Source organism: Vibrio sp. Makdt, assembly GCF_027587015.1.
Classification (GTDB): domain Bacteria; phylum Pseudomonadota; class Gammaproteobacteria; order Enterobacterales; family Vibrionaceae; genus Vibrio; species Vibrio chagasii_B.
This window is the reverse complement of record NZ_JAPPTH010000010.1, coordinates 22,656-39,640: the sequence shown is the minus strand read 5'-3', so window position 1 is coordinate 39,640 and position 16,985 is coordinate 22,656. Positions and strand designations below refer to the sequence as shown.

16 protein-coding genes are annotated in these 16,985 nt (G+C 44.4%); 10 read left to right on the top strand and 6 right to left on the bottom strand.

Annotation, left to right across the window (positions count from 1 at the left end; genetic code table 11):
* The first annotated feature begins 18 nt into the window (after positions 1 to 18).
* A complete protein-coding gene (locus OH460_RS13800; protein ID WP_269997907.1) occupies positions 19 to 1,182 on the top strand; it encodes an alpha/beta hydrolase in 1,164 nt (387 codons plus the stop codon).
* A gap of 93 nt (positions 1,183 to 1,275) precedes the next feature.
* Here the strand turns inward: OH460_RS13800 and OH460_RS13795 are convergent, their stop codons facing one another.
* The 3 genes from OH460_RS13795 to OH460_RS13785 all read right to left on the bottom strand — a co-directional run bounded on the left by OH460_RS13795 (position 1,276) and on the right by OH460_RS13785 (position 3,379).
* Entirely contained in the window at positions 1,276 to 1,890 is a 615-nt protein-coding gene (locus tag OH460_RS13795; protein WP_102424705.1) for a LysE family translocator, read from the bottom strand.
* Between the two features lie 113 nt (positions 1,891 to 2,003).
* The gene (locus OH460_RS13790) at positions 2,004 to 2,924 is read right to left on the bottom strand and encodes a LysR family transcriptional regulator (RefSeq protein WP_269997905.1); all 921 of its coding nucleotides are present in this window, start codon (positions 2,922 to 2,924) and stop codon (positions 2,004 to 2,006) included.
* Positions 2,918 to 3,379, bottom strand: coding sequence for an Lrp/AsnC family transcriptional regulator (locus OH460_RS13785; RefSeq protein WP_061031344.1), 462 nt, complete (start codon positions 3,377 to 3,379; stop codon positions 2,918 to 2,920). The genes OH460_RS13790 and OH460_RS13785 overlap by 7 nt, the downstream gene beginning before the upstream one ends.
* Before the next feature lie 238 nt (positions 3,380 to 3,617).
* On the opposite strand from OH460_RS13785, the gene yjeH reads away from it, so the two are divergent.
* A complete protein-coding gene (gene yjeH, locus OH460_RS13780) occupies positions 3,618 to 4,883 on the top strand; it encodes an L-methionine/branched-chain amino acid transporter (protein ID WP_269997900.1) in 1,266 nt (421 codons plus the stop codon).
* Between the two features lie 15 nt (positions 4,884 to 4,898).
* On the opposite strand, the gene pdxR is transcribed toward yjeH, so the two are convergent.
* Positions 4,899 to 6,359, bottom strand: a complete 1,461-nt coding sequence (pdxR, locus tag OH460_RS13775) for a MocR-like pyridoxine biosynthesis transcription factor PdxR (RefSeq protein WP_269997898.1) — start codon at positions 6,357 to 6,359, stop codon at positions 4,899 to 4,901.
* 90 nt (positions 6,360 to 6,449) lie between these two features.
* On the opposite strand from pdxR, the gene OH460_RS13770 reads away from it, so the two are divergent.
* Positions 6,450 to 7,109, top strand: a complete 660-nt coding sequence (locus OH460_RS13770) for a pyridoxamine 5'-phosphate oxidase family protein (RefSeq protein WP_061031262.1) — start codon at positions 6,450 to 6,452, stop codon at positions 7,107 to 7,109.
* Positions 7,110 to 7,192: 83 nt separating this feature from the next.
* Positions 7,193 to 8,119 (top strand): urea transporter, encoded by a 927-nt coding sequence (locus tag OH460_RS13765; RefSeq protein ID WP_269997895.1) that lies wholly within the window; start codon positions 7,193 to 7,195, stop codon positions 8,117 to 8,119.
* 8 nt (positions 8,120 to 8,127) lie between these two features.
* On the opposite strand, the gene OH460_RS13760 is transcribed toward OH460_RS13765, so the two are convergent.
* Positions 8,128 to 9,135 (bottom strand): AraC family transcriptional regulator, encoded by a 1,008-nt coding sequence (locus OH460_RS13760; RefSeq protein WP_171731336.1) that lies wholly within the window; start codon positions 9,133 to 9,135, stop codon positions 8,128 to 8,130.
* Positions 9,136 to 9,267: 132 nt separating this feature from the next.
* On the opposite strand from OH460_RS13760, the gene OH460_RS13755 reads away from it, so the two are divergent.
* The 6 genes from OH460_RS13755 to OH460_RS13730 all read left to right on the top strand — a co-directional run bounded on the left by OH460_RS13755 (position 9,268) and on the right by OH460_RS13730 (position 16,214).
* Positions 9,268 to 9,618: an MFS transporter gene (locus OH460_RS13755; RefSeq protein WP_061031265.1), complete on the top strand. Its 351-nt coding sequence runs from the start codon at positions 9,268 to 9,270 to the stop codon at positions 9,616 to 9,618.
* On the top strand, positions 9,612 to 10,835 hold the full coding sequence (locus OH460_RS13750) for an HlyD family secretion protein (protein ID WP_239931464.1): 1,224 nt from the start codon (positions 9,612 to 9,614) through the stop codon (positions 10,833 to 10,835). The genes OH460_RS13755 and OH460_RS13750 overlap by 7 nt, the downstream gene beginning before the upstream one ends.
* A 706-nt stretch (positions 10,836 to 11,541) precedes the next feature.
* Complete coding sequence (codB, locus tag OH460_RS13745; RefSeq protein WP_269997891.1) at positions 11,542 to 12,780, top strand: cytosine permease; 1,239 nt, start codon at positions 11,542 to 11,544, stop codon at positions 12,778 to 12,780.
* A gap of 9 nt (positions 12,781 to 12,789) precedes the next feature.
* The gene (locus tag OH460_RS13740; RefSeq protein WP_008217300.1) at positions 12,790 to 14,067 is read left to right on the top strand and encodes a cytosine deaminase; all 1,278 of its coding nucleotides are present in this window, start codon (positions 12,790 to 12,792) and stop codon (positions 14,065 to 14,067) included.
* Between the two features lie 361 nt (positions 14,068 to 14,428).
* Complete coding sequence (gene cspE, locus OH460_RS13735; RefSeq protein WP_004740083.1) at positions 14,429 to 14,641, top strand: transcription antiterminator/RNA stability regulator CspE; 213 nt, start codon at positions 14,429 to 14,431, stop codon at positions 14,639 to 14,641.
* 556 nt (positions 14,642 to 15,197) lie between these two features.
* Positions 15,198 to 16,214 carry a GGDEF domain-containing protein gene (locus OH460_RS13730; protein ID WP_269997888.1) on the top strand — a complete coding sequence of 339 codons (1,017 nt, stop codon included), beginning with the start codon at positions 15,198 to 15,200 and terminating at the stop codon, positions 16,212 to 16,214.
* A 135-nt stretch (positions 16,215 to 16,349) separates the two neighbouring features.
* On the opposite strand, the gene OH460_RS13725 is transcribed toward OH460_RS13730, so the two are convergent.
* Positions 16,350 to 16,949 (bottom strand): hypothetical protein, encoded by a 600-nt coding sequence (locus OH460_RS13725; protein ID WP_128163693.1) that lies wholly within the window; start codon positions 16,947 to 16,949, stop codon positions 16,350 to 16,352.
* Positions 16,950 to 16,985 lie beyond the last annotated feature (36 nt).

Here is a 16,985-nt window from a genome sequence, read left to right as displayed (position 1 = left end):
TAGAGACTACACCAAACAATGCACAGAAAGACCATTCTAACTCTGCTCGCTATTACGACTTTAGGTCTCGTTGGCTGCTCTAACGAGACCACAACTCCAGCTTACGAAGCTTCACCAAACCTACCTGAATATCAACAAAAAAGCTTCGATGCCTATGTGACCGAAACACAAGACTGGCTATTAAAAAACCGTGTGTTCATCACCGAAGACAAGCAACTAGAGGTCCAACTTAATTCACCCACCGAGTACCAACCTACCTCACCAAATGGTAAAGCGGTTTTGTTGGTTCATGGATTAGGCGACTCGCCGTATTCATTTAGAGACATTGCAGAACATTTAGCCGATCAAGGTTACTTGGTCAGAACCGTGTTGCTTCCCGGTCACGGTAGTCGCGCTGGTGATTTGATGCAACCACACCTCGAAGACTGGCAAGGCGTTGTAGCTCATCATACTAAGTTGCTTGAGCAAGAGTACGATTCAGTGTGGCTTGGGGGGTACTCTACGGGAGCGAACCTTGTAACGTCACAAGCCATGAAAGATCCAAAGATCGAGGGGCTACTGCTGTTCTCACCGGCGTTTCAACCCAATTCATCGGCCGTACAATACGCTGAGCTAGCGAGCTATTTCGTGACTTGGGCGGACCAAGATCCTGAAGACAACATACTGCGTTATAACTCACTACCAATGAACGGAGCATCGGTATACTACGAGACCTCAGAAGTGGTTCGTGCAGATTTAGAAGCTCAGCAATTCGACAAGCCAGTGTTCATTATGATGAGTGAAGGCGACAGTGTGATTGACACTAGTTTCGTTCAGCAGGCGTTTACTGAATCCATGCCAAACCCGAATAACGTTTTGGTGTGGCAAGGAGAAACGAAGCTCGATGACCCTCGCGCTGTTCAATACAGCATGAAAATCCCAGAGCAACGTATCTCGAACGGTTCTCACATGGGTTTATTGTTCTCACCAAACAATCCGTATTACGGTATCAATGGTAGTGAGAAAATCTGCTCTAATGGGCAAGAAGAGGGCTTTGAGGAGAAGTGTAATGCAAACAGCGAAGTGTGGTATTCAGCATGGGGATACCGTGAAGAAGGTAAAAATCACGCTCGCCTAACGTATAACCCTTACTTTTCCGACTCAATGACCAAACTAGATTCAGTGCTAAACTCGGCAGGTTAGTCAGACAAACTCATAAAAACTAAAAAGCTCACTAGCGATTCGCTGTGAGCTTTTTTAATACATCTCTTTTTATTGCGAGTCGGTTGTCTAACGCTATATGGTCCACACCACGCGCACAGCAAGCAAAATCAAAACTATACCTGAAAGTCGATCAATCAACTGCGCTTTTGAACGGATTCGTTCAACAATGAGAGGGCTAGATAGCACCAAGGTGATGAAGGTGTACCATAGGCCATCAACAATCAGCGGAGTCGAGACAATAATCACTTGGTTGGTCAGCTCATTGCCAAGCGCGACAAACTGGCTAAACAGAGCGATGAAGAACAGTGCGATCTTAGGGCTCAAGATAGAGATCAAGAAAGCTTCACGAGCAGACTGCATGTAGCTCATCTGTTCACCTGCTTCTAATTTGGCAGCTACACCACCTTTCGAACGCAGGGCATTTACCCCTAAGTACAACAGATAAGCTGCACCCGCCAAGCTAATACCTTTAAATAATGTTGGAGATTGCTCCAATACCACCGCCAAGCCTACGATGGTTGCGAACGCATAAATACCAATACCTGCAGCGTGTGACCAAGCAGCGATAAGCCCATTAATACGACCACCAGCCAAGCTGTGTTTAGCGATCATTGCTAAACTTGGCCCCGGAGACATTGCTCCTAGTAGGCAAATCGCCAATAAAGAAAACCAAATTGTTACCGTCATCATTCCATTCCTAGTCAAACCATGCGTTCTTGTTGAACGCTCTACCATTGATAGTTAGCATAATTATCACTTGGTATTATTTGAAATCAAAGATAATCATCATAGCTATGACTTCAAGTCATACTGATATTGTAACTCGACTTTTGCATTGCCTGGAACGCCTTTTCTCGAGCCCATTTGTGTGCAGAGTCGTTGTCATACTTCGGGTGCCACATTAACCAATAGGTGTGCATTTCGGTTTCGAACGGCAATGGGAAGTACTTAACCTCAAGATGCCTACCTAGGTTATAGGCAATATGCTCAGGTACGATCATCAAATAATCGTCTTGCATTAACACATTACTTGCCGATGAAAAGAACGGAACCTTAAATGCAACTCTGCGTTTTAACCCTTGCTTTTTCAATGCAATATCGGCGTAGCTGTCTTTATCTCCTCCCCCGGTAACCTTGATATGAGAGTAGTGGACAATATCTTCGGAACTTAACACCTCGTGCTGAGCCAATGGGTGTGACCTGCGCATTAAACACACCGATTTGTCCTCTCCAAGCTTGATACTCGATACATGTTCCGGCTTTTTAGGAAACATGCTAGAAGCCAAGTGGATTCCTGATTCATTGAGTGATTCAAGGTAGTTTGGCTGCCACAAACGGTAGGCCAAATTGATATTCGGCGCATCTGCTGATACCTCGGCAACAATCACAGGCAAAATATACTGAGCAACGTAATCACTCGAAGACAATACAAACTCCCCCTGCCACTCTTGCGGTTCAAATGGTTTGTCATCTAGCAAGTGGTCAAACTCACCGAGTAGGTCATCGAGTTTCTCTTTAAGCAAAATAGCTCGATTGGTTGGCACCAGCTTATTGCCATCACGCACTAACAAAGGATCACCACATAGATCTCTTAACTGGCTAAGTTGACGGCTCACAGCGGATTGCGTGATATGCAGACGTTGGGCGGCGCGGCTCACATGACACTCTTCAAGAAGGACGTGCAGTGAACGCAGTAGGTTTAAGTTGATATTACCTAACATGAATGTACCGTCGGACTCAGCTTATTAAAAAACTCGGTCAACACGGTATGAGTCATTAAATGGCGAAGCTCTGGATAGCTTTGCAACTGATCGCGAACTTGATTTAGACGTTCCATACTCTCGACCTCAACGTACAGCATCATATCGGTCTCCCCACTAATTGAGTGGCACCATTGCACACCGTCAATACCATGAATTTGGTTCGCGTAAGATTCGCAGCTATGGTCACTGCTCGACAGGTCAAACTTCAACGAGATATAGGCGCATACGTTTTTCGTTTGGTTGGGCTCATCGACAAGAGCGCAGTAACCTTTGATGACTTTGTCGCTTTCTAACTTCTTAATTCGCGCATTCACCGCCGAACGAGAGAGGCTCACTTCTCTCGCAATATCGCTCACTGAGCAACGAGCATTAGTTTTTAGAATATCTAAAATTTGGCGATCAAATTTATCCATGCTTTTGATTCTTCCCATTTATTGTTCTATTTATCACGCCTAATTTGACACAACTCTTGAACTTATAAAAGTCGCCGTTTACGTCAGCCGACACTTTGACAATTAATCCAAGAAATACCGTTAAAATGGCGGCGGCTTACGACGTTTCGCTAGCTGTATTATTGATGACGACAATGTATGCTTTCATTCACACTCTTTTTCATTCCCAGATCAAAATCGTCACAAGCTAGGAGAGCGAATGACCCAGCTAAAACAAGAAATCACGCTAATGTCCGGCATCGGACAACTTTCAACGACCTTGCTTGGTACTGGACTATTTATGATTCCCGCTATCGCGGCAAGTATTGCTGGTCAGTTATCACTGTTAGCCTGGTTAATCCTGTTTATCGCCATTTGCCCTATTGCTCTTACTTTCGCCGCGCTGGGTAAACGCTACCCGAACGCGGGAGGCACCGCCTATTTTGTTCGCCAAGCGTTTAGTGAAAGATTGGAAACGAGTGTCGCTTGGTTGTTTGTAAGTGTAGTACCAGTGGGTATTCCAGCGGCTATCGCATTGGCTGGCGGCTTTGCCCAACAGTTATTGCCAGCACCGCTCGACACACCACTCGGAGCTCAGTTCTTTACCGTAGCGCTACTGATTGCGGTCAATCTTATGGGCAGTAAATCTTCCGGCCGCCTACAAACCGTGATTGCCCTGTCAATCTTTGCCTTAGTTAGTGCTTTCGTTTGGAAGGCTGAGATCACTGTAACCGATATAGCGGTACCTAGCCTATCCTCTGACTCCATGTGGTCTATTGGCGCCGCACTGGCAGTGATGTTTTGGTGTTTTGTCGGAATCGAAGCTTTTGCTCATATGGGGGAGGAATTCAAGAACCCTCAAAGAGATTTCCCTATTGCTATCGTAGTGGGTTGCTTCGTTGCTGGCTTAGTGTATTGGGCTTGTTCAGTGGTAATCCTAAAGCTAGGCGCGTATGGCTCTGCGGAATTTGACGCCGCATCAATCCCATGGGTAACTGAACAACTGTTTGGGAATGGATTTAAAGCTGTTATCAGTGTGCTTGGTTTCTTTGCCTGTTTCGCTAGTCTGAATCTATACACACAAAGCTTGTCACGAATGATCTGGGCTCAGGCTCGTCAACATCGACCTGATGGTAAAATGGCCCAGCTCAATAGCCGCGGAGTGCCACTCTACCCAACATTAGCAATCGGCGTTATCGCACTGATTTCATGTGTGATTGGCGAGCTTTCCACTCTAGATCTTGAGTTCTTTCTAAAGCTCGCTAACGGTATTTTTGTTCTGGTTTATCTACTTGCAATGCTAGCCGCTTGCCGACTTCTGAATGGTGCTTCTAGATACACAGCGATGCTTTCATTGGTTATCTGCACTGTCGTGTTTATCTGCCTAAGTTGGTCAATGCTCTATGCTGTGACGATTTTTGTGACATTGTCACTCCCTTGGCAAAGGTGGTTCGGTAAAGCCACCGTTTCTATCGATAAGTTATAAGTACTATCGACACCTTTATTGATAAAAAAGCCGAGCGATCGCTTTGATCTTCGGCTTTATTTCTGCCAAACGAATATTCCCAAAACCCAATAACGCTCCACTCCAATCACGCTCAACGCTAGAGCCATATTCGTAAAAAGAAAATGGTCGAACAATAATATTGTCGAGTTCAGCTCTTTGGCTCCATTCATGTTCAGAAATGCCACCACTCCATTTGACGGTCACATGCAGTCCCGCCGCTTGACTTATCACCTCAAGATCGCCGTTAAACTCACTTTCAATAGCATCGATCATCGCTTCGTACTTGAGTTTGTACGAACGACGCATCTTCCTGATATGTCGTAATAAATCACCTTCACGAACAAAATCAGCCAGTGCTTCTTGGGTGTGGCTTGCGGTATCTCCACTGAGCGCACCTTTAATCTCGAGACACTTAGCAACCAAGTGTTCTGGAACCACCAAATAACCCAAGCGAAGGCCATTGAACATCACCTTACTTAGTGAGCCGACATAGATAATACGATCATCCAAGCCAAGCTTGCCCGCTAGCCCTTGCATACTGGTATATGGACGGTGAGCGAACTGAAACTCGCTGTCATAGTCATCCTCTATGATCCAAGATTGGTTTTGGTTCGCCCAATCAATCAGCTTAAGGCGTTGCTCAGTATTAAGCGTAGTCCCCATCGGGTATTGATTACTTGGGGTGACATACAAAGCCTTGGCTTTACTGGAGAGGACTTTATCGATATCAAGCCCAACCTTTTCTCGCACCGCCACACCGTCTAATTTGAGCTTTAACAGATCAACGATTTTATGGACTTGTCGATACCCAGGTTCTTCCATCAATAGTTCATCCCCCATCATCAACGTCGCCATCAAACCAATGGAAATCGCTTGTTGCGCCCCCGCCGTGATAATAATTCGATCAGCGTGACAGCGAACTGAACGACTGCTCGCGAGATAGCCACTGAGCGCATCTCGTAAAGCCACACTCCCTTGGACGTCTTGGTTGCCTGCAATGTTTTGACGCGTTGAATGTCGCTGCAGTAGCCTTTGCCATTTCGCAAAAGGGAAAGCGTTGAGATCAGGCACTCCGGGGGCAAAGCCACTATTGATATCATGCGTTGTCCCTATGGTTCTAGGTGCTACCGAAACCTGCGCAGCCACCTGACTCGTCTTTTGAACAAGGTTAGGTTGAGACGAGTTCAAGAAATGTTCGGGCTGTTCGACCGACACATAAAAGCCAGATCCCTTACGACTTTCTATATAGCCCTCCGTGACTAACTGCTCATACGCGTAGATCACCGTATTTCGGCTCACCGATAACTCAACAGCCAACTTGCGCGTTGAAGGTAACTTGCTGCCTTTACTCCATAAATCTTGAACGATCTTTTCTCTGATCGCATGGAATAAAGCGGTTTGACGCGTGTCATGTTGCTCACTAAGTTGTAGGTCACCGACATCGATAGGCTGCATAACTGGATCCAAATAGTGTTTAAAAGTGGCTCTATTTAACAGACCAGTTAATCGCTACATTAATCAAAAGGCAATGATTAAGGAGCGATTATGTTATCTAACACGAAAAGAACCACGATTAAGAAAGGGGCTCATAAAGCGGTATTTGAACAAGAGAAACTGCATCAAATCATTGATGAAAGCTTAATCGCACATATTGCTTTGCAAGGCGAACAAGGGCCGATGGTGATACCAATGTTGGCATGGCGAGTCGATGACATGGTCTACATTCATGGTGCAAAAAACAGTCGCTTGCTTAGAGGGCTTAAAAAGGGTGAACCAACCTGTTTAACATTCACGCTATTTGATGGCTGGGTGTTGGCTCGATCAGCCTTTCATCACAGCGCACACTACCGTTCAGCGGTTGTACTGGGTTCATTTTCAGTCATCGACGACAATCAAGAAAAGGATCGCTTGCTGAATATCTTCATTGAGCAGATAGCCCCTGGTAGAACCGAAGAGGTTAGGCTGAGCAATGAAAAAGAGCTCACTGCGACTGAGTTATTGGCGATACCATTAACTGAAGCATCGGTGAAAATTGGTAAGCATGGTGTGAATGACGATCTGGCTGATATGGATATCCCTGTATGGGCTGGGGTACTTCCCTATCGAACCGTTGTGGGGCCACTAGAAACGGTACCCGAGCAAGAGGGACTCATTGAAAAGCCTGACTACCAACAAGCTTATGGTGAACGTTGGTATCAGAATTAGCACGATAGGGTGGTCAGCAAAGGATAGTTGTATACAATCTGGTTTATCAAAATTTTAACATCAGTAAATAACGTAGCCAGACGATGCAGACGAATAAGGACTTTCAACAACATCAGGGCTTGCTCAATGGCATTGGGCAAGTCTATTTCACCCCTTCTCTCGTGACGTCGGTTCTACTATTGTTTGCGATCTCAATGGAGTCACTTCCGCTGGCTTTACTCACCTTGCTTGGTGCGAGTTCCAGCTACACATTGGCTCGTGGTGTCCATACCTTTAGTCATACCAACAGCAAACCAAATCATCACATAAACAGTGGAATGTATGCGCTAAACGGAGCGCTGATTGCTCTGTTCATCGGAAACTTTTTTGGTGTGACGCCACTATTCGTGGTAGTAACAATATTCGGTGCACTACTCACCGTACCTATCGCTAATATCGTATTCAGATTTGATAAATATCGAGGTTATACCAGCGCGTTTATCCTTATTGCTTGGCTGATTTATGCACTTCAATCGAGCTTGGACCTTTCGGTCTTTTCTCCATCAGATTCTAATCGGATACCGCTGATGAATATTGATGTCGATTTTGGAACTCTGCTGCCCACTTTTATTCTGACCATACTTAAAGGGATCAGCCAAGTCAGCTTTATCAACAACGAATGGACAGGGCTGATTATTTTAATTGCTATCGCGCTCCACCGCGTCAAATACGCAGTTTGGATCGTGTTGGCTGCAGTCATCAGCACTCTGTTTAGCGACATGATTGGTGCTGATGACACACTGATTTCTCAAGGGCTGTATGGCTACAACGCCATTTTAGCGACATTGGCACTCGTTCTCTATCCAACAAGAGTTACATGGCAGTTGGTTATCGCGGGTATACTCTGCAGTTGCCTAATCACCCTTATTTTTCATCGACTAGAACTCTTACCGTTAACGGCACCTTTCGTTCTCAGCACCTGGCTAATGGTTTATTTGTCTAGCAGATTACAAAAAACCAATGTCGCATAGTAATGCCATTATAAATCGCTCCTGAACCTTTCTATGTATTGCTTCGGTGTTAAACCTCGATGTTTCTTAAACATTCGATTAAAGCTCGCGACATTGGTATAGCCTAAGCGTTTCGCAACCTCTTCAATGGACAATTTATAACTCAACAACTCCACTGCAACATTGCTTAATGCATAACCCATAATGGTAGAAAAGTTGACACCCAATTTATGCAAGCGCCGTTGAAACTGTTGCTCAGATAACCCCAGTAAACTCGATACCTTGTACAAGGTCGGCAACCCAAAGTGGCGGCTATAGTTGATCATCTCATACGTCACTTTATGTTCATCACCGGCATCTGGCATATTGAGGTAATTGTCTAGATCATGAAAATTCATCGCCAAACCCATTTTCCCAACACTCGGTGACTGATTAATCGATAGTCTCGACTTACTTGGAATCCAAACCTCGGTGCGTGGTTGGCCCCATTGAATATTGCAGCCGAAGTACTTTTCATAAAGGTCAACGTTTTCACGATACCCTGCGATAGAAACGAACGCTGGTTTGAAATCAGGCCCTAAATATCGCCTAATAATCTTCATCATGAAAATTGCGATACGCACTGAGTCATGAACCTTACCAACTTCAGAATACTCAGGATTATCGTAACACCACTTAATTAAGCTCCCCGCCTGGGTTCCATAGAGAAAAGCCCCCGACTGTAAACAGTGCAGTCCAATATTGACTCTACGAATAGTTGAAGCTAAGTCATGTCCGGAGAAGAACCAGTTAGCAAGTGGCCCTAATCTCTCAATATCCACCCTATCGGCAAGCTTCAAAATAATGTCGGGATCGTTCGTTTGCTGCTCGAGTAAGCCGTACCATTTATCCACTTCATTGACAGGAATCAGGTTCAAAGCGTTAGCGAAGACTGACTTGGGAATACCTAAAGAATCCATATCTATGTCGCGGTTAGCCGCCGCATACTGATAAATACCTAAAATTCCTAATGCTCTTAAGAAGTTACAATTGTTCATTCGTGATAAACCCCTGAAATGCAATTACAGATCAAATCATTTACCTGTCATTATTGAAGTAATTGGTAAATTTGCAACCTATAAATCGGATATCTATCACACTCAGCGCTCAATTTAGCTTAGGGTTTATCAATGAGTTTAGTAAGTGTCCCATTTGTCGGAACTGGCGCTGATACAGCGCTACACGTAGTTGCGGGGGTTGTATTGGTCGCAACCATTGCCGCCGCATGTTACGGGTTCTGGCGTGTTCATGAATTACCAATCAATAAAGCTCACAGTAAAGAGCATCAACAACTCGGTTTGATCACTGCACTCACATGGATTGGATTTTTATGGCACTGGGTATGGGTACTCGCCGTGATCTTAGCATTCGTTGATATGGAGAAAGCCATCATCAACCTCAGAGATACATGGAAAGCACCACCAACACCAAAAGATTCAACGACGACTAAAACTAAAGATGAGGAGAACCAAACATGTTAGAAGGTTTAGCAATTTGGGCGCTGTTCATCTATTTGTTGAGACTGATTGGTATGCCTTGGAACAAAGGCACAAAAGCGTTTGCTTACCTTGGAGGTACATCATGGCTGATGTTTGTATGGGTCGGACTGATTAACTTCACGCCAATGGATTTGTCTGGGGGCTCTGTAGTTCAATCGCCACACATTCAATTGCGTCCAGATTCAACCAATGTGTCTGGGAAAACCACAAAGGTACATATTCACCCAAACCAAGACGTAGCTGAAGGACAATTGATCTATGAGATAGATGACACCAAATATGTTATCGCTCGAGACAAGGCACAGGTTCAGTTAGAGTCAGCAGAGGTAGCTCTAGATACCGCTCGTCAAGAAGTCAGTATCGCAAAAGTCAGCTATCAGTCTGCGCTTCAAGACATCAAAGCCTCTATTGCGCAGATTGAGTCAGCAAAGACCGACCTTGTTTTGCAATCTAAGACGCTTGATCGCTATCAAAAGCAAAACAGTGTGGTTGAACACACCATCACTGAGTCTGATATCGACCAACAAACCGCAAAAGTGGACTTAGCGACCCACAACGTCACTACACTTGAGTCTCAGTTGAGTAAGAAAGAGGTGGATGCGGAGAACGCCAAGTTAAACATCCACAAAGCCGAAACCAATGTAAGTAAGAAGCAAACCGAGGTCGACTCTGCAAAAGCCACATTGGCACAGGCACAGTGGGACTTGAATAGCACCAAAGTAACGGCGCCATCAGATGGCTTTGTGACCAACTTTATTCTTCGTGAAGGGCAACGTGTTTCGATGATGCCTCGTATCCAAATGTATACCGAAGAGAAATACGTGTTAATGCGAGTCAACCACCAAGCGATTCGCAACATCAAAGTGGGTCAGCCTGCAGAGTTCGCAACAGCGGTATACCCAGGGAAAATCTTCTCTGCGACAGTAGAAGGAATTGTAGAAGCAACGGGTGAGGCACAAGCCAGCTTATTAGGTATCGATGAACAGGTTCGGGTAACCACAGGTCGAAACCTTCAGAACAAGCACCACTTCGTTCGTTTGAAGATTGATGAAACAGAAGGTTACGACATCCCTGTCGGCTCAGTAGGGCTTGCTTGGGTTAGTGGTGAGAAGCCAATTAGCTTTATGGCCTTCCTCGATGTTATTCGTGGCATCATCATCAGAATGAAGTCTCAACTGTACTTCTTCTACTCTATCTAGCCACCTTCATGAATTAGAAATACCAAGCCCGAGTGATCATTGATTAATCGGGCTTTTCGTTTCTTGAATACAAACTGATACGTTTAAACCGGAAAGAAGAGCCAACACCTTGAACTCCCCTACTATTTGTCGTCAAACAAACACCAATTCGCAAAATGCAATTGCATTACGCAAGTGTAAAATATCAAAACGCAAAAAAAACGCTTAAATACGCACCAAATTGCTATCAAACAGACGATAATCAAGGTTATTAGAGTTGGCACACTAACTGCAATGTATCCAATGACCCTTCTTAAGCCGAGGGTCACCTAGCCAACTGACGTTGTTAGTGAACCTATACTTGTTCACAAAATATATAAGCCAATCGCGATTATTGCGGTTGGCTATTTTTTTACCTGTCGTTTGGCTAACCAATCCCCCTCTCGATACAGACACCCATTCAGTCGCATAACAATCAACATTCATAGCCAACCATCGCTAGTAGATACCCAACATGCTGTAGAAAACGTTTTCTTTTAATTTCTACGAAATAAATCATAAAAATAACCGCATGTTTTATATAGAAATTGATAAGAAAACTGATTTTAAGTCAGCTCTATTGACAAAATTAGCATTGACTATGTGATTTATATCACCATAATGCGCACGTTTGCCTGCAATACGGCGACCGTTAATTTTAATTTTGATCATTTGCGGAGGTTAAAAAATGGCTGCTGATAATAACTACAGTCTAGGGCCGGTTCCAACATCGGCTAGGAAAGGAGTTGCTTCACTCACCATGGTAATGCTTGGACTCACTTTCTTCTCTGCAAGTATGTGGACAGGTGGTTCACTCGGGACAGGCCTTTCATTCAACGATTTCTTCCTCGCCGTTCTCATCGGTAACCTAATTCTCGGTATTTACACTTCTTTTCTTGGCTACATCGGCTCATCTACTGGCCTCTCTACTCACCTCCTTGCTCGTTTCTCTTTCGGTACTAAAGGCTCATGGCTTCCTTCTGCTCTACTTGGTGGCACACAAGTCGGTTGGTTTGGCGTAGGTGTGGCGATGTTCGCGATTCCAGTACAAAAAGCGACAGGCATTGATACCAACACCTTGATCATCGTATCTGGTTTACTAATGACAGGTACTGTGTACTTCGGAATTAAAGCGCTCATGGTGCTGTCAGCGATCGCCGTTCCTGCTATCGCGATTCTGGGTGGTTACTCAGTACTGACAGCCGTAGACAGTGTTGGTGGTTTAGAGCAGCTACAACTTATCAAGCCAGAAACACCAATGGACTTCTCAATGGCCTTAGCTATGGTTGTCGGTTCATTTGTTAGTGCAGGTACATTAACGGCTGACTTCGTGCGCTTCGGTAAGAAACCAGCGAGCGCAGTACTGATTACCATGGTCGCGTTTTTCATCGGTAACTCGCTGATGTTCATCTTCGGTGCGGCTGGTGCAGCAGCAACAGGTCAAGCGGACATTTCAGATGTGATGATCGCTCAAGGTCTACTACTGCCTGCGATTATCGTACTAGGTTTAAATATCTGGACGACCAACGAAAACGCGCTTTACGCATCAGGCCTAGGTTTCTCTAACATCACAGGCCGTTCAAGTACTACAATGTCTATCATTAACGGCATTATCGGTACAATTTTCGCGCTGTGGTTATACAACAACTTTGTTGGCTGGTTAACCTTCCTTTCGCTAGCGATTCCACCAATTGGTGGCGTTATCATCGCCGACTTCTTCGCGAACCGTAAACGTTACAAAGATTTTGCAAATGCGGAGTTCCAAACCGTTAACTGGGCTGGCATTATCGCGGTTGCAACAGGCGTAGCAGCAGGTCACTTCCTCCCTGGCGTTGTTCCTTTGAACGCCGTGTTAGGTGGTGCAATCAGTTACCTAGTGCTAAACCCTCTATTGAATAAAAAAGCTCTGAAATCTCAGGCCGCTTAAGGACACACTATGACAACCTTATTAATCAAGAACGCGAAACTTCAAGACCAAGAAGGCTTGAAACAGATTCTGATTGAAAATGGTCAATTTTCTCGCATTCTCGATAATGACGCGCAAATCAATCATCAAGGCGATATCCTTGATGCAGAAGGCGGTATTGCGGTTTCTCCTTTCTGTGAACCGCACATTCACCTTGATACGACTCAAACTGCTGGTGAGCCAAACTGGAACATCTCTGGCACTTTGTTTGAAGGCATTGAGCGTTGGGCTGAGCGTAAAGAGCTGCTGTCGATTGAAGACGTTAAATCTCGTGCTAAGCAAACATTGAAATGGCAAATTGCTAACGGTGTTCAACACGTTCGAACTCACGTGGATGTGTCTGACCCTACGCTGGTTGCGCTAAAAGCAATGGTTGAAGTTCGTGAAGAGATGAAAGAGTGGGTCGACATCCAGATCGTTGCATTCCCTCAAGAAGGCATTCTTTCATACCCTAACGGCAAAGAACTTCTTGAAGAAGCTGTGAAGATCGGTGCTGACGTTATCGGTGCTATCCCTCACTTCGAATTCACTCGTGAATACGGTGTTGAATCGCTGCACTATGTATTTGAACTTGCACGTAAATACGACTGTCTCATCGACGTTCACTGTGACGAAATCGACGACGAACAATCTCGTTTTGTTGAGACACTGGCAGCCCTAGCTCATAAGTTCGAAATGGGCGAAAAGGTAACAGCAAGCCATACGACAGCGATGGGCTCTTATAATGGTGCTTACGCATCTCGCCTATTCCGCCTATTGAAAATGTCTGGCATCAACTTCGTTGCAAACCCGTTAGTGAACATTCACTTACAAGGCCGCTTCGATGACTACCCTAAACGTCGTGGCGTGACTCGCGTTAAAGAGATGCTAGCAGCGAACATCAACGTCTGTTTTGGTCACGATGATGTGTTCGACCCATGGTACCCACTAGGTACTGCAAACATGCTTCAAGTACTCCATATGGGGCTACATGTGACTCAAGTAATGGGCTATGACCAAATCAACAACTCGCTTGATTTAATTAGCAAAAACTCGGCTCGCACGCTGAACATTCAAAACAACTATGGTATCGAAGAAGGTAAGCCTGGTAGCCTACTGATTCTTCCTGCAGAGAATGGCTTTGATGCAGTGCGCCGCCAAGTTCCTGTGCAGTACTCAGTTCGTCACGGTAAAGTGATCGCGGAGACTCAGCCGGCGAAAACAAAAATTAATCTAGATAAGACGGAAGATGTAAGCTTTAAACGCTAATATCGTCTATAATTACTATCGAATAAAAGGAAGCTGAGATGCTTCCTTTTGTTATGTTGGCGAAGAGACAAAACTATCACTAATTCAGTGTGTTTCTTGTTAATTCGCACGGTATGACAAAAAAAACACTGATTTCGCAATCAATGTGTGTACATCTCGAAAGACTGTGTTAACATGCACTCGCTCTGTTAGCCGGAGTTATTTAAGTTAGATGAATAGTAAAAAATTGACATGTAAAATCGTTACCCGTTTTTGTAAGTAGTTTTTCCTTATTTCTTAGCAATATTAAATAATTCAATTATCAGCGCATTGCATTGAATGCAATCAACAATTTAGAAAATTTATGAATAAGGGACAAATTATGTCTAACACAAATACTGGCACTGTAAAATGGTTTAACGAAGAGAAAGGTTTCGGCTTCATTTCTCAAGACAACGGCGGCGCTGACGTATTCGTACACTTCCGTGCTATCGTTTCTGAAGGCTTCAAAACTCTGAAAGAAGGCCAAAAGGTTTCTTTCGAAGTTGAAAACGGTCAAAAAGGCCTACAAGCAGCAAACGTTGTTGCTCAATAATTAGCATTTAGCTAAAAAGAATTTTAAAGCGCTGATTTTTATCGGCGCTTTTTTCTATCTGTCAAAAAAATATTTTCCTCCCCCTTCTGCCATCAAGCGCTTTCTCTATTACACGCATTACACCCTAGCCCGTCCCGACTCCAACAATCGTCACATCATTCAATACCCACTAGATTAAGATTCAAAGTTACTTTACATAACAGCATCTCATAGACTCAATGTTCCCGTTCAAACAGTTCCAGTGTAAGCAACACCGCTTCAGCTCACAATTTCATTCACCACTTTCTAGAAGTCATAACTCATCCTGAGCGTTCATCTTTTCACCTAGTTCTCACACCAATATCGACTTTGGCGACAAAGTGAATAACCAGAAATATGTTTAAAGAACAATCCATTAGATGGGCATTATAAGTACGCAATCGATATTCATAATAAAAATGAGTGATTTATCAAACCCTCATCCATTAATTATATAATTTTTAAAGCAAAGCACTTCGAAATCCGCTAACCTTGTCCACTAGTGGCTTTAGTTGGTTTGATATCTGCAGTAAAAATAATGAACAAAGACGAATTCCAGAAATCCACCGCTAATCTAAAAAAAGCGGTGCCTCTTATGATGAAGAACAGGGTGTCCACCACACCTGCAAATTACGCACTTTGGTACACCTATGTCGATAATGCGATCCCGCAACTGACTAAAGATATGGATGGGGTACTGGAGCATTATGGTATCTGCCCCCCAGCAGTCGGTGAGCAACTTTACAACAACTACGTTGCCAGCAAATCTGAAACCAATATCAATGATCTGCGCGCTAACTTGGAGCTATTGGTATCTGAAGTATCAAACTCTATGAATGATACGCTAACGGATACTTCGGCTTTCTCGGATATGATCGACAAAAGTTTTGAAGACCTGTCTCGCGTTGAAAGTGAAAGCCTATCTATCGACGAAGTGATGTCACTGGTACGTCAGCTTGTTTCAGAGTCTCGAAACATTCGCCACTCGACCCAATTCTTAAATTCTCAACTGAACTCGGCCACTTCTGAAATCTCTAAGCTGAAGAGCCAGCTTGTTGAAGTTCAAAAAGACGCGCTTTTTGACAGCACCACCACACTGTATAACCGTCGCTCTTTCGACCGAGATTTAGAGACACTTTGCGAAGCTAACCAGTCTCTATGTTTGATTTTGCTCGACATCGACCACTTTAAGAACTTCAACGACACCTACGGTCACTTGTTTGGTGATATGGTTCTAAAAGGTATTGCTCGCAAGCTTAAGCTAAGTTGTCGTGAGGGTATTTCAGCATATCGATTTGGCGGTGAAGAGTTCGCACTTATTGTGCCAAATAAATCCGTGCGTATCGCACGTCAACTTGCTGATACTAACCGTCGTTCGTTAGAAAAGCTGTCGATTAAAGATCGTCGCAGTGGTGAACAAGTCGGTAATATTACCGCCTCTTTTGGTGTGGCCGAGCTTGAACCTGGGGAATCCCCTCAATCGCTGATCGAACGCGCCGATAGGCTGCTTTACGAAGCCAAAACACTTGGCCGTAATCGAGTTATGCCTCTATAAGGATCATCATTGGTCCAGGCTATTTAAGCGAATTACGCGTGTTTCGCCTTTATTGAAATTAGAAAGCCCCAAAGGCATTACCTTTGGGGCTTTTAGTTTATTGTGCCCTTGATTCAGAGCGCTGAAGGCTCGGCTTTAAATTTGGAAACAGTAGTTAAGGCAGTAATCTTCGCCACTTTTTGCTCTAAATTCTTTATCTTCACTGCACGCCTTTGGCTTACCCTTTTCATCGCCTTTAACTAGGCTGATCCAGTGGCGCATCGCAGCAATAGTTTCTTGGTGTAAAGTCGTATTCGTTGCTTCAGTTGGAGCTTGACCGAATGTCGTGCACGATTCCAGTTGAATATCATCAATCTCTACCAGCTCAATGCAGCCAGTGCCTTTGTGACAACCAAACATCACTTCTAAGTGGCTTCCGCTTCCATCACGGAACAAGATTGAATCAGGGTCGCTCTTCTCCCCCATGTAGGCTACAAAGTGCTTAGGGTGTTTTAGGCCGCTGTGTTGTCCGTCTTTGAAGTAGGCCATGATATGACGGTAATCAACTACATAGCTCGTTACATCTTGGTGAGAGCCATGCTCAAGAGGAAATAGACGGTCAAGCAGTTGCTTTGCTTTAACTTGCTTCTCATTTTGCTGGTTTGCACTGATTGTCTCCACGGCAAAGACAGCTTCAGCGATAAATGGCTTTGATTGTTTTTGGATTTCTGTTTTATCGAATGTAAGCATATTCATAGTCTTTCCCTCTTGACCAGTCCGGTGAAAACCACC

Bases quoted from the DNA above. Each gene is read 5' to 3' on its own strand.
- OH460_RS13800 (WP_269997907.1), top strand. From the start codon at position 19: ATGCACAGAAAGACCATTCTAACTCTGCTCGCTATTACGACTTTAGGT.
- OH460_RS13795 (WP_102424705.1), bottom strand. From the start codon at position 1,890: ATGACGGTAACAATTTGGTTTTCTTTATTGGCGATTTGCCTACTAGGA.
- OH460_RS13790 (WP_269997905.1), bottom strand. From the start codon at position 2,924: ATGTTAGGTAATATCAACTTAAACCTACTGCGTTCACTGCACGTCCTT.
- OH460_RS13785 (WP_061031344.1), bottom strand. From the start codon at position 3,379: ATGGATAAATTTGATCGCCAAATTTTAGATATTCTAAAAACTAATGCT.
- yjeH (WP_269997900.1), top strand. From the start codon at position 3,618: ATGACCCAGCTAAAACAAGAAATCACGCTAATGTCCGGCATCGGACAA.
- pdxR (WP_269997898.1), bottom strand. From the start codon at position 6,359: ATGCAGCCTATCGATGTCGGTGACCTACAACTTAGTGAGCAACATGAC.
- OH460_RS13770 (WP_061031262.1), top strand. From the start codon at position 6,450: ATGTTATCTAACACGAAAAGAACCACGATTAAGAAAGGGGCTCATAAA.
- OH460_RS13765 (WP_269997895.1), top strand. From the start codon at position 7,193: ATGCAGACGAATAAGGACTTTCAACAACATCAGGGCTTGCTCAATGGC.
- OH460_RS13760 (WP_171731336.1), bottom strand. From the start codon at position 9,135: ATGAACAATTGTAACTTCTTAAGAGCATTAGGAATTTTAGGTATTTAT.
- OH460_RS13755 (WP_061031265.1), top strand. From the start codon at position 9,268: ATGAGTTTAGTAAGTGTCCCATTTGTCGGAACTGGCGCTGATACAGCG.
- OH460_RS13750 (WP_239931464.1), top strand. From the start codon at position 9,612: ATGTTAGAAGGTTTAGCAATTTGGGCGCTGTTCATCTATTTGTTGAGA.
- codB (WP_269997891.1), top strand. From the start codon at position 11,542: ATGGCTGCTGATAATAACTACAGTCTAGGGCCGGTTCCAACATCGGCT.
- OH460_RS13740 (WP_008217300.1), top strand. From the start codon at position 12,790: ATGACAACCTTATTAATCAAGAACGCGAAACTTCAAGACCAAGAAGGC.
- cspE (WP_004740083.1), top strand. From the start codon at position 14,429: ATGTCTAACACAAATACTGGCACTGTAAAATGGTTTAACGAAGAGAAA.
- OH460_RS13730 (WP_269997888.1), top strand. From the start codon at position 15,198: ATGAACAAAGACGAATTCCAGAAATCCACCGCTAATCTAAAAAAAGCG.
- OH460_RS13725 (WP_128163693.1), bottom strand. From the start codon at position 16,949: ATGAATATGCTTACATTCGATAAAACAGAAATCCAAAAACAATCAAAG.